Origin of the sequence: Vibrio sp. 10N.237.312.B06 (assembly GCF_041464685.1) — a bacterium.
In the GTDB taxonomy this organism is placed as follows: domain Bacteria; phylum Pseudomonadota; class Gammaproteobacteria; order Enterobacterales; family Vibrionaceae; genus Vibrio; species Vibrio tasmaniensis_A.
Map to the genome: position 1 here is coordinate 17,196 of NZ_JBFSPI010000015.1, position 15,519 is coordinate 32,714.

15 protein-coding genes are annotated in these 15,519 nt (G+C 42.8%); 5 read left to right on the forward strand and 10 right to left on the reverse strand.

All coding sequences use genetic code 11. The features are described 5' to 3' along the window. Positions 1-117 precede the first annotated feature (117 nt). The 5 genes from AB6C75_RS06050 to AB6C75_RS06070 form a co-directional block, all read right to left on the reverse strand. Positions 118-1,254, reverse strand: a complete 1,137-nt coding sequence (locus AB6C75_RS06050; protein WP_372099185.1) for a polysaccharide export protein — start codon at positions 1,252-1,254, stop codon at positions 118-120. 465 nt (positions 1,255-1,719) lie between these two features. Then, entirely contained in the window at positions 1,720-3,987 is a 2,268-nt protein-coding gene (locus AB6C75_RS06055) for a YjbH domain-containing protein (RefSeq protein WP_372099186.1), read from the reverse strand. Beyond that, a complete protein-coding gene (locus tag AB6C75_RS06060) occupies positions 3,987-4,841 on the reverse strand; it encodes a capsule biosynthesis GfcC family protein (protein ID WP_372107316.1) in 855 nt (284 codons plus the stop codon). Before AB6C75_RS06060 ends, AB6C75_RS06055 begins: the two co-directional genes overlap by 1 nt. A 21-nt stretch (positions 4,842-4,862) precedes the next feature. Further along, positions 4,863-5,567, reverse strand: coding sequence for a YjbF family lipoprotein (locus AB6C75_RS06065; RefSeq protein ID WP_371709404.1), 705 nt, complete (start codon positions 5,565-5,567; stop codon positions 4,863-4,865). A 111-nt stretch (positions 5,568-5,678) separates the two neighbouring features. Beyond that, the gene (locus AB6C75_RS06070) at positions 5,679-5,927 is read right to left on the reverse strand and encodes a hypothetical protein (RefSeq protein WP_371709405.1); all 249 of its coding nucleotides are present in this window, start codon (positions 5,925-5,927) and stop codon (positions 5,679-5,681) included. A 260-nt stretch (positions 5,928-6,187) separates the two neighbouring features. Here AB6C75_RS06070 and AB6C75_RS06075 point away from each other — a divergent pair, with 260 nt between their 5' ends. From AB6C75_RS06075 to AB6C75_RS06095, 5 genes are all read left to right on the forward strand, one after another. Continuing rightward, positions 6,188-6,622, forward strand: coding sequence for a rhodanese-like domain-containing protein (locus AB6C75_RS06075; RefSeq protein ID WP_016786319.1), 435 nt, complete (start codon positions 6,188-6,190; stop codon positions 6,620-6,622). A 99-nt stretch (positions 6,623-6,721) separates the two neighbouring features. Continuing rightward, on the forward strand, positions 6,722-7,189 hold the full coding sequence (gene secB, locus AB6C75_RS06080) for a protein-export chaperone SecB (RefSeq protein ID WP_009847959.1): 468 nt from the start codon (positions 6,722-6,724) through the stop codon (positions 7,187-7,189). A 178-nt stretch (positions 7,190-7,367) separates the two neighbouring features. Then, on the forward strand, positions 7,368-8,405 hold the full coding sequence (gene gpsA, locus AB6C75_RS06085; RefSeq protein ID WP_372107318.1) for an NAD(P)H-dependent glycerol-3-phosphate dehydrogenase: 1,038 nt from the start codon (positions 7,368-7,370) through the stop codon (positions 8,403-8,405). A gap of 262 nt (positions 8,406-8,667) precedes the next feature. Then, positions 8,668-9,489, forward strand: a complete 822-nt coding sequence (gene cysE, locus AB6C75_RS06090; RefSeq protein WP_052880228.1) for a serine O-acetyltransferase — start codon at positions 8,668-8,670, stop codon at positions 9,487-9,489. A 73-nt stretch (positions 9,490-9,562) separates the two neighbouring features. After that, entirely contained in the window at positions 9,563-10,714 is a 1,152-nt protein-coding gene (locus AB6C75_RS06095; RefSeq protein WP_371709407.1) for a murein hydrolase activator EnvC, read from the forward strand. A 294-nt stretch (positions 10,715-11,008) separates the two neighbouring features. Here AB6C75_RS06095 and AB6C75_RS06100 read toward each other — a convergent pair whose 3' ends face one another. The 5 genes from AB6C75_RS06100 to rfbB all read right to left on the reverse strand — a co-directional run bounded on the left by AB6C75_RS06100 (position 11,009) and on the right by rfbB (position 15,398). Beyond that, positions 11,009-11,647: a TetR/AcrR family transcriptional regulator gene (locus AB6C75_RS06100; RefSeq protein WP_029222818.1), complete on the reverse strand. Its 639-nt coding sequence runs from the start codon at positions 11,645-11,647 to the stop codon at positions 11,009-11,011. 107 nt (positions 11,648-11,754) lie between these two features. Then, the gene (locus AB6C75_RS06105) at positions 11,755-12,879 is read right to left on the reverse strand and encodes a DegT/DnrJ/EryC1/StrS aminotransferase family protein (RefSeq protein WP_017097372.1); all 1,125 of its coding nucleotides are present in this window, start codon (positions 12,877-12,879) and stop codon (positions 11,755-11,757) included. Positions 12,880-12,896: 17 nt separating this feature from the next. After that, on the reverse strand, positions 12,897-13,442 hold the full coding sequence (rfbC, locus tag AB6C75_RS06110) for a dTDP-4-dehydrorhamnose 3,5-epimerase (protein ID WP_017097373.1): 546 nt from the start codon (positions 13,440-13,442) through the stop codon (positions 12,897-12,899). Continuing rightward, a complete protein-coding gene (gene rfbA, locus AB6C75_RS06115) occupies positions 13,429-14,304 on the reverse strand; it encodes a glucose-1-phosphate thymidylyltransferase RfbA (protein WP_372107321.1) in 876 nt (291 codons plus the stop codon). Before rfbA ends, rfbC begins: the two co-directional genes overlap by 14 nt. After that, a complete protein-coding gene (gene rfbB / locus AB6C75_RS06120) occupies positions 14,304-15,398 on the reverse strand; it encodes a dTDP-glucose 4,6-dehydratase (protein WP_371709409.1) in 1,095 nt (364 codons plus the stop codon). Before rfbB ends, rfbA begins: the two co-directional genes overlap by 1 nt. Positions 15,399-15,519 lie beyond the last annotated feature (121 nt).

Genomic DNA, 15,519 nt, shown 5'->3' on the forward strand with positions numbered 1-15,519 from the left:
CTGATTTCTAACTGTAATGGGCTTAAGAAGCTACACATACTTATAAACTAAACGAGCTTCTAAACATAAAAATCAGGCCACATATGAAATGTGACCTGATGATGACTCTATCTAAACCTAAGGCCAGTTACGGATACGCAATGCACCTTCAGTCAAATTATTAATTCCGTCAATGGTTGGTAGTAACTGCCCGACAACACGGTTCCAGCGGCTGATTGGTGCTGCCGTTACATAAACAATATCGTAAGGTTTTAAATCAAACTCGGTACCAATCACCAGTGCTGAGGCATCTTCTATATTGAGTTGGTAAATATCGGCCATACGTTCTGATTTATCATCAGAAGTTCGAATCACAAACACACCCGTTGCATCAGCAGTGAGTTCGTTGATTCCGCCGACATTACTTAATGCTTCGGTTAAGCTCATTCCTACGCGATCAATTTTCAATAACTTAGGTTCTTTAACTTCCCCCATCACAAAGACTTTCTGTTTATCATTTCGAGGCACATGGACAATATCACCTGCTTGCAGTAAACGGTTTTGTGTGAGGTCCCCACGTTGCATCAAACCATGAAGCGAGATGTTTTCTTCCGTACCATCACGCGTTAATGAAACATTACGCCAGTCGGCCTCTTCAGATAAACCGCCAGAACGGTTCACAGCATCTAATAACGTTAAGGGAATATTGGTAATCGCTTGCTGGCCTGGTTTAGACACTTCACCTGTAATGTAGGTTTTCTTAGAGCGGAAGGCCGCCACGTTAACATCAACCTGAGGGCTTTCTATGTATTTCGCCAAACGTGCTGCTATGTCAGAACGAATTTCGCGAACGGTTTTTCCTGATACTTCTACTGTACCAATGTACGGGTAAAAAATTGTGCCGTCAGCATGAACCCAGTTTCCAGCTTCGGTACTACTACGGTACGAACCGGCTGGAATAGTCAGTTCAGGATGGTCCCAAATGGTAATGTTCAAAATATCACCGACACCCACTTGGTATTCATATTTTGCGATATCAATATCAAGCTTAGGGTTGGCTTGTGAAACCGACAGAGTGTTTGTTTGGTAACTCGATACAGATTGAGCCGTCAGTGGGTAAAGGTTAACCACATCAGAAATATCAGACTTATGCTGTTGCTCTGAAGGCTGAATCACATTCTTGTTGCCTGTCGAAAGGTGAGAGCCAGGAGTTGCACACCCTGCTAATAATGCAGGAAGGAGCCCTACTAGGAGTCGATTTTTATTAATCTTCATGTTGACCAATTCATAGAAACGAAATGTGGGCGATATCCCAAAAGATACCCGATAAAAAGAGAATTTAGCTATTGTAGCTCTCACACCATGTTATAAGCATTAAAGTAAAAGGGTTTATACCTGATTGACTCACCGCACTTGTACGCAGGCTCAGGAACGCTACCGCCCCTTGATATTCCGCGAAATCACACTGCGTGAGTTAATTTTCCCTAACAAATAAAATAGAAATTAGAACAGGGATTTTGTAAAGCTTTCCGCAAAGGTACCAATTTTCATATACTTACCTTACTGCTCGTGCATTATCCATTATTCATTATTATTATCAACCTCATTAGCTGAGTTTAAAGTAAAACTATAGAGCCGAGATCACATAAGATTAAGTATCAAACAAACACCTAACTCCTCGAATATCGAGGGTTAGGGTGTATACTGTCTCCTCCCCCTATAATTCCCCTTTCACTCTATTTATTTCACACTACTTGGCCTTTGGAACCAAGGAGAACGAGCATCGGTTTGATCGAACAAGTTATACTGCTTGTTCAATACTTGCCCGCCATCACGAGTGATAGGTAACCAGGTAAAGCCTGCGCGACTTGAACTTGGCTTCACAGTGACTAAATCAAACGGAATCGACACATAAAAGCCTTTGGTATAGCTGCCTTCACCGTATTCTTCGGTAGTCATGTCTGTTAGGCTGACAAACGCGCCGGCAATCACACCGCTCTTGAACTGCTTAGAGAAGTCGACCCGAGTACCAATATCACCGGCAAGAAATTTACCGATGCCAACTTTAAGTAAAGTATCGTTCAAGAAATCCCATTGTGGGGTGTAGTAACCGGTGATGAAGCCAGTCGTACCTTTATCGATTACTTTGTACGTTCGGTTGCTATCACCAGGGTTGACTTGGTTCTCTTGATCAAACGTGCCAAACCAGCTTTCTGGATCGCGCTGGCTTATTGCTGTCATGTCTGCGCCAATCGCCCAGTTTTGGTTGAATGGACGATACAGGATTTCGCCACCCACACCCGCGAACATGCTCTCTAGGTAACCACCGTAGGCTTGGGTGTAGACACCGCTGCCATAGTCTTCAAACCACGTCAGTTGTAAACGGTCTAAACGAACCGGATCATCAACATAAGAGCGGAACAAAGTTCTTACTCTTGGTGTTTGGTCAGTGCCGTCTGATGGGATTTCGTAATTAAACTTATCGTAGTTATCGATTAAGTTGACGTAAAGAGAGCCCGACAGTTCAACATTGTTTAACGCCCAGAACGAAGCATTGGTGTATAAACCCAAACTGTATAGGTAGAAGTTTTCAGCTGAACCAAACGATTGAGCGAGGTTTGGTGAAATCGACACATCGAATCGCTCACGCCCATCATGATAGATAACTGATTTCTTACGTTCTAATTCGTGAGTGTGCGAAGCATCATTGGTATGAGCGTTAAGATAATTGTTGTTCGCTGCCGCTTTGAACGCTTGTGCATTTACCGTTGTCTCGGTGAGTTCCAACGATTTATCATTTTCGATTATTTTGTAAGTATCAATGTAACTCGGTACCGCGTTGGCAATCACGGTCGCACCGCGTTCAAGGGCGATATCTCTGTCTCGATATTTAACCTGAGTGCCTTTTACCACAATGCTGTTATCGTCGACCAAGATTTGCGCTTGTTCATAGCCAGCAATCGTTTCAAGTTGGTTTGCAAAGGCCGCCATATCAATGTCATCAACCGTCTCGACACCACTCGGGCGCAACTCTGCTGTTTCGGTATCTCGCCACACCGAATACATTTCATTAAAATTGGTAGAGAGAGCGAAACCAAGGGTTAGCGTATCACCTCGCTCGTAGCTCACTTTAGCAGAACCCCAATCGGTGAAACGGTACACAGCTCCCACGTTCCATGGCGTGTGTTGTGTCATGTCGACCCCACCACGTACTACTGGGAAGTCTTGAGAATAATCATTGCCATCGTATTCAAGCTTCAAGGTTAACGGCTTATAAGGGGTTTGATATTCAAAGCCACCATAAATCGCCGCATCGCCTTTAAACCAACGTTCAAAATCGACACTGCCACCATTGCCTTTAATATCTGACGGGCGATCACAATACTTGTCACTGGCTTTACACAATGGGTTAGTGAAGTTACCACTGGTGCCCATGTATCCCCAAGCCATGCCCAAGGTAAAATCAACAGGGCCAAAGCGTTTGGTCGCCGCAACAAACTCACCATCAAATAAACCGGTACCACCAAAGTCACGCATACCGACCGATACTTCCGGTAAGTAGTACCCTTCTTCGATTAGACGCAGCTTAAAGTCGATGCCTTTATCGGTGTATTTAGTACAGCCACTGAATGAGTTTTGAGAGCAATCTTGATCCGCGCCTCCGCTATAAAGCAGATCCTGTACTTGTGTATAACGAATGGTGGTTTCTAGCCAAGGCATCACCTGCAGACTCACGTTATAAAAATGGTATTCATTATTAAACGAAGCACTAAAGTTGAACTCACCTTCTGGTGCCATTCGGCCTGTTGGCATTTGCATTAAGCCAACACCACCAAAGTTCATTTGCGACGTTCTATATTCGGTATCGTCGAATGATGATTTATCAGCTCGAATCGAAGACGAATCAATGGCGGTCTCTGCGTTAACCGACACACTACCAGTCATTAATAAAGCGCAGGTAACCGATGTGCACACTGCTGATAGAGGGAATGATTTCTGTTTCAGCATTACAGGCCAACCTTATGACGTAGCAAATCGACAATATCTTGGTTCAACGTTGAGTATTCCGATGGCAAAGAGTAAAACGCCATAAATACGATAGCACCTGGCGCTAAATAAACCGGCTGTTCATTCCAGTACGCATATTGAATGGTTTGCACCATGCCATCTGGCTGAATAACATACGCCACGCTTTTATCTGCTGACTCACCAATAAAATCACTCGGTAATGCATAGAGATAATCGTTCAGCGTTCCATGTTCAATCAAATTCAATCTTACAGAATCTTTCATTACACCCATCACCTGAATGGACGTTGATCGTTGCGGTAAGTACAGAGAAAATGCTTGAGTTTGACTGTTCGGCGCTTTTGTTATGGCAGCAGATAACTTGTTAGTATTAGAACTTGAAACAAGCAACGGGTTCTTATCTGATTGAGATATAACGGCATTGCGGTCTAACTCAATAAAAACTCGATTGAGATATTGGAAAGAAGCTAATTGTTGCTTTACCAGTTTTGCTTCTGACTCTTCTACTGCAAAAGCTTCAAGCTGGTTAAATACATTGCGCTTTTTGGCTTCGATAGCTTCAGTATTGGCTTTATCAAACAGTTGAGCCGAAAGGGGAAAGTAACCAATACTGCCGTTCGCATTCACGTTAACGTCGTCTAATACCTGAAGCAGTCGAACGTCAGCTTTATACTCAAACGTTACACCTTGAAGGGGAAGTTCAACCGTTGTCTTAATCGGAGAGGCGTTGCTAACAGTGCACAGAGAGAACAGCGTACTCAACACCAACAGAGCTCTCACCACTGGTAACCGACGTCCCGTCATTTTTGATACATGACTCATATAATTCATCATTTTCGTTCATTACCCTGTTCGTTAATTGCTTTGATAATGCTTAAGAACGGTTAACTCAAGCCTTGTCATATCAGGGCCTAAATACTGTATGGTTTTGACCACTTTTCCTTTACTATCGACCCAATATTCGTTGGTAATCTCTTGTTCTAACATCGGAAAGTTAATTTTTTCTTGAAACTTCTTGGTATCGATAGACATTATCGGTGTTTCGACCGTTTCATTTCCCGCATACGTTCGGATAATGTTTGCTTTATAGCCGAATCGATAATTGGGTTGCCAGTCGTAAACCGCTTGCCATTTTTGAGCTCCGGGGTTGGTAGACACATCAAACGCAGAAGAAGAGTCTGCTGACGAACTGTTTGCAGACGAGAACGAATCTAACGGTTGGAATGCCAAACCTGAAAGGTTTTCGTAGGGAAGCAATAGCGTTTGTACAATACGTCCATTTTCAGTGACGATCATAGCTTTATCAGAAGACATCCATTTTAATTGCTCTACGCCCGTTTGAGGATTTTCACCGACGTACGCCAAAACCATGAAGATTTTGCCTTGGTCATTCACTTCCGCATAAATACTGGAATAAGGTAAGGTTTGAATGTATTCCTTTGATAGCTCAACATCGGTTCTGCCAAAAAAGGCTTCATCAAAAGTGGAGTTAACGTCTTGAAACTGCTGAGAACAACCCGCAAGAAAAAGACCAAGAGATATGATTAGAAGTTTAAGCATGACGAGTTCGGCTTCCTAGCAATCTGGTTGCTGATATCCAATATGAAAATCTGATATAAAAAAACCACTTTATGCTTTCACACAAAATGGTTTTAAACACCAACTCAAAAATTATCGAGTTGTTGTTGTAGTCGTTGCACCGCTTTCGTTAGAAGCAACGGCTACTGCTGCTGCCGCTGCTACTGCTGCTGTCGTTACTGCAACAGTTGTAGCTGTACCTGCTGCAACTGCAGATGCGCCTGCACCGGCTGCCGCACCACTAGTACCAGCACCAGCGCCCGCTACTGCAGTTTCTGTTGCTGCAAAAGCACCACCTGAGAAGCTAACTGCTAATGCAGCTGCTAGAGCCATCTTTTTCATAATGATTTCCAATAATATAAACGTTTATAATAGAGACTAATTACATAGACCCTACCAGCCACTCAGCTTAAGTAACTGTTTGTACATCATAATTAATAACTTCAATCAAGTAAATGGATAAATCATAAGCAATTAGTATATATCCCCCATTAATACATTAACTCACACACAACAATATGCTTCCTCTGTATTCTCCCCCCCTTTATAGCTATACTCCTACCCTATAATTTTTCGCCCAATAACGAATAAGAGTTCAAGATATGCAAGAGTTAGTTCCATTTGTTCAAGAGAATATGATTTTAGCCATCGTATGGATCGGCTTGGTTGTTGCCATCATTGCGAACGTTATCAAGACATCAAACGCAGCTTACAAAGAGATCACGGCTGCGCAAACCACACACATGATTAACCGTGAAAACGGTGTTGTGGTTGATATTCGTACTAAAGATGAGTTCAAAAAGGGGCATATTACTGACGCAGTTCACATTTTGCCGTCAGATATCAAAGCAAATAGCTTTGGTAGCCTTGAAAGCCACAAAGCCGACCCAATCATCGTAGTATGTAAGACAGGTCAAACAGCTCAAGAAAGCGCTAACCTACTGGTTAAAGCTGGTTTCGAAAACGTAAGCGTGCTGAAAAGCGGCTTAGTGGCTTGGAGCGAAGCTAACCTACCTTTGGTGAAAGGTAAAAAGTAGTTAAAGGTAAGCTGACCTAACTAAACGAATATGACTTTAAGGTTTTGTTCAACAGAGATGGCGAACGAAACCTAATTATAAATTTTTAAGGACAAGAAAATGGCTGAAGCAGCACAACAAGACGCACAACAGAACTTCGCAATCCAACGTATCTTCCTAAAAGACGTATCTTTCGAAGCGCCAAACTCTCCAGACATGTTTCAAAAAGAGTGGAACCCAGATGTAAAACTGGACCTAGACACTCAAAGCCGTGAGCTTGGCGAAGGCGTGTACGAAGTAATCCTACGCCTAACGGTTACAGTTAAGAACGCAGAAGACACTGCATTCCTTTGTGAAGTTCAACAAGGCGGCATCTTCTCTGCAAGCGAAATGGAAGCAGGGCAACTAGCTCACTGCCTAGGTGCATTCTGCCCGAACATCTTGTTCCCATACGCTCGTGAAACAATTTCTAGCCTAGTGGTTAAAGGTACGTTCCCACAACTGAACCTAGCACCAGTTAACTTTGATGCTTTGTTCATGAACTACCTACAAAACCAAGCTCAACAAGCTGAAGGCGAACAAGCTTAAGTCTCAAACTAGAGCTTAACTCTAACGATTCAAGCGCTAGTTAGCTTTTAAATGCACATCGCAACTTCTGCGATGTGCATTTTTTCTTTACACTGTATTAAAATTGAAAGCTCCTCTGATTTTAGTGGATAGCTTTTCCAAGACTCTTCGATTTCCCTCATTATTTTTAGGTGGAAGCATGACAGAAACAACTGACTCGACAAACGCTTATGGCAAAGAGATCGCCATGGCAGTAATTGGCGCAGGTTCTTACGGAACATCTTTAGCTATCTCTCTAGCGCGTAACGGTGCAAACGTTGTTCTGTGGGGGCATGATCCTGTTCACATGGCTCGCCTCGAATCCGAGCGCGCAAATAATGAGTTTCTACCGCATATCGACTTCCCAGAAAGCCTAATCATCGAATCAGACCTTGAGAAGGCAGTAACAGCAAGTCGTGATCTTCTTGTTGTCGTCCCTAGCCACGTATTTGGTATCGTTTTAAATAGCCTTAAGCCTCACTTAACAGATTGTTCTCGTATCTGCTGGGCAACAAAAGGCTTGGAGCCAGAAACAGGCCGCCTACTTAAAGATGTCGCTCACGATGTGCTTGGTGATGGGTACTCGTTAGCAGTTCTATCAGGACCTACCTTCGCCAAAGAGCTAGCGATGGGTATGCCAACGGCAATCTCTGTGGCTTCCCCTGATGCAGAATTCCTTGAGCAACTTCAAGAAAAGATTCACTGTGGCAAAACGTTCCGTGTGTACGCAAATTCAGATTTTATTGGCATGCAGCTTGGTGGCGCGGTTAAAAACGTTATCGCCATTGGTGCTGGCATGTCGGATGGTATTGGTTTTGGTGCCAATGCACGTACTGCACTTATCACTCGCGGTCTAGCTGAGATGAGTCGACTAGGCGCAGCTCTTGGTGCGCAACCAGAAACCTTCATGGGCATGGCTGGATTGGGTGACCTAGTGCTAACCTGTACTGATAACCAATCACGTAACCGTCGCTTTGGTTTGGCACTTGGCGCAGGTAAAGATGTAGATACAGCACAAGAAGAAATTGGCCAAGTAGTGGAAGGTTATCGCAACACCAAAGAAGTTTGGTTACTATCAGAACGTATGGGCGTTGAAATGCCCATTGTTGAACAGATTTATCAAGTGTTGTATCAAGGGAAAGATGCACACCTAGCAGCACAAGATCTGCTTGCTAGAGACAAAAAGTCAGAAAGATAGTAAGAGCAGATACGAAATTAGAGTAAGCGAGATACGAAGAGAGTTAGAGGTACGGGTAACCAAGATGCGAATAGCATAAAGTAAATGACCCGAACAAAGTTCTCCAACTCGCTCGTACCTCACTCTTGAAGATGACGTTAGTATAATGCTCGTCATTGAAGAATGAAGTATCTGGAATCTCATTTACGCTAATTGGCTTTTCTAAGCTCTTCGTATCTATCATCTCGCTACGCGTATCTGATTTAAAAGAATGGATGGAAAAATGAAACACTGTGAACAGCAAAAAGTTTGGCAATGCATAGTGAAGGAAGCTCGACAGCAGTCTGAGCAAGAACCTATGCTTGCGAGTTTTTATCATGCCACGATCATCAACCATGAAAGTTTAGGCGCAGCCCTTAGCTACATCCTAGCAAACAAGCTAAAGACGGCTTCAATGCCTGCAATGGCAGTACGTGAAGTGGTTGAACAAGCATTTAAGCAGGATCAATCGATTATTGATGCGGCAGCTTGTGATATTTGCGCGACGGTAAATCGAGACCCTGCGGTCGAGATGTACTCGATGCCTCTACTTTATCTGAAAGGCTACCACGCTCTGCAAGGTTACCGAGTAGCTAACTGGTTGTGGAAACAAGGGCGTATCGCACTTGCTACTTACCTACAAAACCAAATTTCAGTTGCTTGCCAAGTTGATATTCACCCAGCGGCTCGTATCGGTAAAGCTATCATGCTCGACCACGCCACTGGTATCGTGATTGGTGAAACTGCTATCGTCGAAAATGATGTATCGATCCTTCAAGACGTTACCCTTGGTGGTACTGGTAAAGAAGGCGGCGACCGTCACCCCAAAATCCGCGAAGGCGTAATGATTGGGGCCGGTGCTAAAATACTCGGCAACATTGAAGTAGGTGAAGGCGCGAAGATTGGCTCATGCTCTGTTGTACTACAAGCCGTACCACCTCATACAACAGTCGCAGGCGTTCCTGCAAAAATTGTCGGAAAACCGAAAACAGATAAACCATCTTTAGATATGGACCAAGGCTTCAATGGTCGCTCGCAAAATTTCATTCATGGTGATGGAATATAAGAGCTGATTCTAGGTTCGATGAGCCAAGATACGAAAGACTTAAGAGCAGATGCTGAAAACTAATAAGAGCAACATGACGATAATGATGAAACCAGTCCAAGTAATTAGCACTGTTCTTTTGATATCTGCCAGCCTTTGCGCTGTTCTTTTCTCTGCATCGCCACTTGCCGCATCGAAAGGGGAGCTGAAAGGTGTGTCGAGTGAGATATATCGTCAACAAAAAACACTATCCTCACAACAGAAGAAGCTCGACAATTTACAAGCAAACCTCAAGCAACAAGAGCTCTCTATCTCCTTGCTTGAAAAAGCCATTAAAACAAGTAAAAAACAACTCAATACCGCCAATGCTAATGTTGCTAGCTTAGATAATAAGATTAAAGCGCTTACAGTACAGAAAAAAGCCCATACCGATAAGTTAGAGCAGCTGATTCAGACTTACTACATGACCAGCAGAGCCAAAGCCTCTTCTCACATCTTAAATACTGGCGTTGAAGAAGACCGCATTAGTCACTATTACCAACACCTCGCCAAAGCGCGTTCTGCAACAATCAAAACGATCGAACAAACTCAACTTGAATTAGAAGAAAGCCATAAGCAACGCCAACTTGAGCAAGAACAAATAGCAGCGCTGTTAAATCAACAGGTAGCAAAGCGCAACAAACTATCGCAGACCCAAACACAGCGTAAAAAGACCGTCGGCAGTATTAAGAAAAACATCTCTGGCGACAAAAATTACTTAGCCGAACTTCAACGTAATGAAACTCGCCTAAAAGCCGAAATAGCGAAAGCAGAAAAAGCCGCACGAGAGAGACGCAATGCTGTCCCTATGGATGGCTTAGCCAAACGTAAAGGTAAACTGCCTTGGCCAATCAAAGATAAAGTTCTGCATAACTACGGCTCACGCCAAACTGGTCAAGTAAATTGGAAAGGCATGGTGATCAAAGCGAAATACGGTCAACAAGTAAAATCCGTCTACTCGGGAACGGTCGTATTTGCCGAGTACTTGCGTGGTTATGGTTTAGTGGTACTGCTGGACCACGGTAAAGGCGACATGACGCTCTATGGCTTTAACCAAGCGCTTTTAAAGAAAGAAGGTGACAAGGTGAAAGCGGGTGAGGCTATTGCGCTTGCAGGTGACACTGGCGGACAAACCCGCCCATCGCTGTACTTTGAAATTCGTAGAAACAGCCAAGCTCAAAATCCGAAAAGATGGTTAGTTAGGTAAAAACAGATACGAGATATAAGTAACCGAGATGCGAAGAGCAAGCCCAAAGAGCTGAAAATCTCTGAATTCGCATTTATCAAACTCAGTCATTCCTGAATTGAGGGACGAAATATCTGGAATCTCTATCTCACATTGCCGTGAGTCATCTTTCGAGCCCTGACATAAAAAGATTCCCTATCACGCTCGTTCCTCGCTGTAGGGAATGACGTCGCGATTTATATCCCACCACTCGAATCTGTGCTTTCCCGCTCTCGTTACCCGAATCCCACTTACCGCTTACCCACACCTTCGCTTTTATTTACTGTTCAGCGCTCTCACACCATCTTCTAGCAATGTCAGTTGCTCAAAGCCTTGAGTCGTTGCAATCGGTTTAACGGTTGCGATCATCTGCAGCATTCCTTGGTGAACAACTTGTTCAGTAATTTGAGCTTTTGGCGACATCGCGGACTGATACGCCAACCAACCTGATGCGATCAAGTGAAGAGATGTGACCATCGACTTCATTTCTGCATCTGTTGCCTTTAGCAAATTCAACTCAACAAATGCTCTCATAATATCCACAAGATTCGTTTGCAGCTTTTCTTGAACGGCCATGTAATCAAGGTGCAGCTTTTCATCACGTGACAATATTTCAGGCAAATTTGCATAGAAGAATCGATACTTCCACATCAGCGTGAAGATGGAATCTAAGTAGCTCTTTAGTAGCGTCAGGCTTTCTTGCTGCCCTTGAATCGGAGTAAATCTTTCAAGTAACTCTGTCGAGTAGAGAGTAAAGATATCACGTACAATTTCTTGTTTGTTGCGGAAGTGGTAGTAGAGGTTTCCGGGGCTGATTTCGATGTGTTCAGCAATATGATTGGTCGTAATACTACGCTCGCCGTGCTCATTAAAAAGCTCTAGAGCTGCGTAAACAATCTTGTCACGTGTTTTCATTAGCATTAGTATCCCTATCCGTTTAGTGGTTCAGTATATCGCCACTAAACAGATAGATCGACCTGTTCACATCTGGTCGAATTAGCTATAGCTACATGGCAGACAGTTTATTTACTGTACTTTTTCACCATGTTTACTACATTTACTACATCATGCCTTGTTATGCCCATATGCATTGGCAATGAAATGATTTCATTACTTGCTATCAAAGCTTTTGGGCAACGACCAGATTTTTCATACATTTTGTACTCTGAATTATCTGTATAATGCACACCTGGATAGATATCATTTTCATTTAGCTTGATTAGTAACTCATCTCGATTTGAAACTCGTATTTGAAGTAAATGTGTCGATGATTCACACCCTTGAGCAATCGGAACTATTTTTACATTATCACATTCAGATAACTCTTCACGATACCACTTAGCTAACTGTCTGCGATAAGAATTATCATTATCCAAGTATTTAAGTGCAACTAAAGCCATACCGGCCATAATTGAGTTGCCATGATATTTAAAGCCTAAATCTTCAACATCATATTTCCACTTATAAGCACCTTGTGCGGCTGTACGCGCGTAAGTATCTTTATTAATACCCAACCAAGTTAGTTTACGTGCTAACGCATCATATTCTGGGTTCTGGAAACAAATCATTCCAGAGTCAGCTGTAGGCATATTTTTTACAGCTTGATAACTAAACACGGTGACATCAGCATTATAACCTACGTGCTTTCCCTCAAACCTTGACCCGGCCATGTGCGCCGCATCTAATACTAGAGCCAACCCACGCTCTTTACACAGCTTTGCCACCGCTTCAAGTTGACCAGTATTTCCACCTAGCCCCACAAAAACAACAGCTTTAGTCTTATCTGTTATCTTTTCTTCAATACTCTGAGGGTCTAAGCATAAGTACTCATCAACATCAGCAAAAATAGGCTCTAGACCAGCGTACTTAATAGCGTGGTTAGTAGAGACAAATGTTAAAGATGCAGATATAACTTCATCGCCATCACTCCAATTATGCGCACGCTTCAAGACTTCAAATGCGAGGTGAAGGCCCGCTGTTGCTGAACTCAAAAAGTGAGCATGAGGTAGGCTAGTATACTTTTTCCATTCATCCTCAATTTCGACAGTTTTAAAGCCCATTCCTGTCCAGCCTTTTTCTAGGCACTCTCTTACATGCTCTAGACACTCATCAACACGAAACTTTGGAACAAATAATTGCGTTGTCATCTTATAAAACCTTATTTTTAGAAATGCTCAGCATCTTTAAGTAGCAGCCCATTCTTGTCTTTATCTGAAACGATCAAACTTTCTTCATCTAATTGCCAATCGATCTTTAATTCTGGATCATTCCAGGCAATAGAACGTTCACTTTGTGGGAAGTAATAATCGGTTGTTTTATACAAAAACTCGACTTCATCTGTCAACGTCAGAAAACCATGAGCAAAACCCTCAGGGATCCATAATTGCTTCTTATTCTCCTGACTCAGTTCAAACGATTGCCACTGTTTATAGGTTGGAGAGTCAGCCCGTAGATCGACCACGACATCTAAAACTTTTCCACGGACAACTCGAACAAGTTTGCCTTGCGGGTGCTGTATTTGATAATGCAGGCCTCGAAGCACAGCCTTACCTGATTTAGAGTGGTTATCTTGAACAAATTGAACGCTTCGGCCAATTAATTTTTCAAAGTTTGAATGATTGAAGCTTTCCATAAAAAAGCCTCTCTCATCTTCAAAAACTTTAGGCTCAATTATCAAAATGTCTTTTAATTTAGTCTTAGTTGCTTTCACTGTTTACAAGCCTCTCTAGATATTGTCCATACTCATTCTTTAGCATAGGCTTTGCTAAGTTTGATATATCCTGGCTACTTAACCACCCATTACGCCAAGCTATTTCTTCTAAACAAGCAACCTTTAGCCCTTGTACATTTTCGATGGTTTGCACAAAAGATGAAGCCTCATGAAGGCTTTCGTGAGTACCTGTATCTAGCCACGCAAAACCACGACCTAATAGCTCTACATTCAGCGAGCCATCGTTTAGGTACATTTCATTGATAGTGGTAATTTCTAACTCACCTCGATGAGATGGCTTTACTTTTTTTGCCATTTCTACAACTCGATTATCGTAGAAATACAAACCAGTTACCGCATAGCTAGATTTTGGCACATCAGGCTTTTCTTCGATCGAAACAGCTCTCATTTTTTCGTCAAATTCGACCACACCAAAACGCTCAGGATCTTTGACTGGATAACCAAAAACAGTTGCTCCAGACTCTTTTGAAGCTGCATTTTGTAGAGTTCTAGAAAAAGACTGTCCGTAGAAGATGTTATCCCCTAACACCAAACAAACACTGTCATCACCAATAAACTCTTCACCTATGATAAAGGCTTGCGCTAAACCATCTGGGCTTGGTTGAATTGCATACTCAAGGTTGATGCCAAAATCTGAGCCATCACCAAGTAGGCGTTGGAAACCAGCGTTATCTTCAGGTGTCGTAATAATTAAAATATCTTTGATACCAGCTAGCATTAACGTCGAGATTGGGTAAAAAACCATCGGCTTATCGTAGATGGGCAAAAGCTGTTTTGATACGCCGCGAGTGAGTGGATACAACCGCGTGCCTGAGCCTCCAGCAAGAACAATCCCTTTCATTACTTATCAACCTTACCATTTACAACTAAATCTGAAGAAACACCTAAGCGTTCACCAGCGTAAGAGCCATCTAATACGCGTGACCACCATTGTTTATTATCTAAGTACCACTCGACAGTTTTACGAATACCTGATTCGAAAGTTTCTTCTGGCTTCCAACCCAATTCTCGTTCAATCTTTGACGCATCGATGGCGTAGCGTACATCATGCCCAGGCCTATCAGTGACATAAGTGATTAAGTCAAGATAGTTACCCACACCTTCTGGCTTATTGGGCACCAACTCTTCAAGTAATGTACAGATCGTTTTTACTACATCAATGTTTGCTTTTTCATTGTGACCACCAATGTTATAGGTTTCACCTACCTCACCTTCAGTGACCACCTTGTACAACGCTCGAGCGTGGTCTTCGACAAACAACCAATCACGGATTTGCATACCGTTGCCATACACTGGCAGAGGTTTTCCATCGAGTGCATTCAAGATCATCAATGGGATCAATTTTTCAGGGAAATGGTAATGGCCGTAGTTATTTGAGCAATTAGTTACGACGGTTGGTAAACCATAGGTGCGTAGCCAAGCTCGGACGAGATGATCAGAAGAAGCTTTCGAAGCTGAGTATGGGCTTGATGGCTCATACGACGTCGTCTCGGTAAACAAGTCATCCGTACCTTCTAAGTCGCCATAGACTTCGTCAGTAGAGATATGGTGGAAACGAAAAGCAGCTTTATCACTTTCAGAAAGCTCATTCCAATAGGCTCTAGTTGCTTCAAGCAATGTATATGTACCAACAATATTAGTTTCGATAAATGCAGCAGGGCCGTCAATCGAACGGTCAACATGAGATTCAGCAGCCAAGTGCATTACTGCATCAGGCTTATGCAGCTCAAAAATACGGTCTAGCTCAGTACGATTACAAATATCCACCGCTTCAAATGCATAGCGCTCGTGCTCTCCCACGTCAACAAGAGACTCTAAGTTACCCGCATAAGTCAACTTATCAACATTCACGACGCTGCTAGATGTATTATTTATAATGTGACGAATGACAGCTGAACCGATGAAGCCAGCGCCGCCTGTAACTAATATCTTCATAAGATTTCTAAAACCCTAAAATTCAAAGGAAAAGTTCTTCTAATTTTGTAAATCTATTTCTTACTATTCGAAGGATAGTTCGATACGTAATACCAGCTCAAATGCTTAAGCAACTAAAATA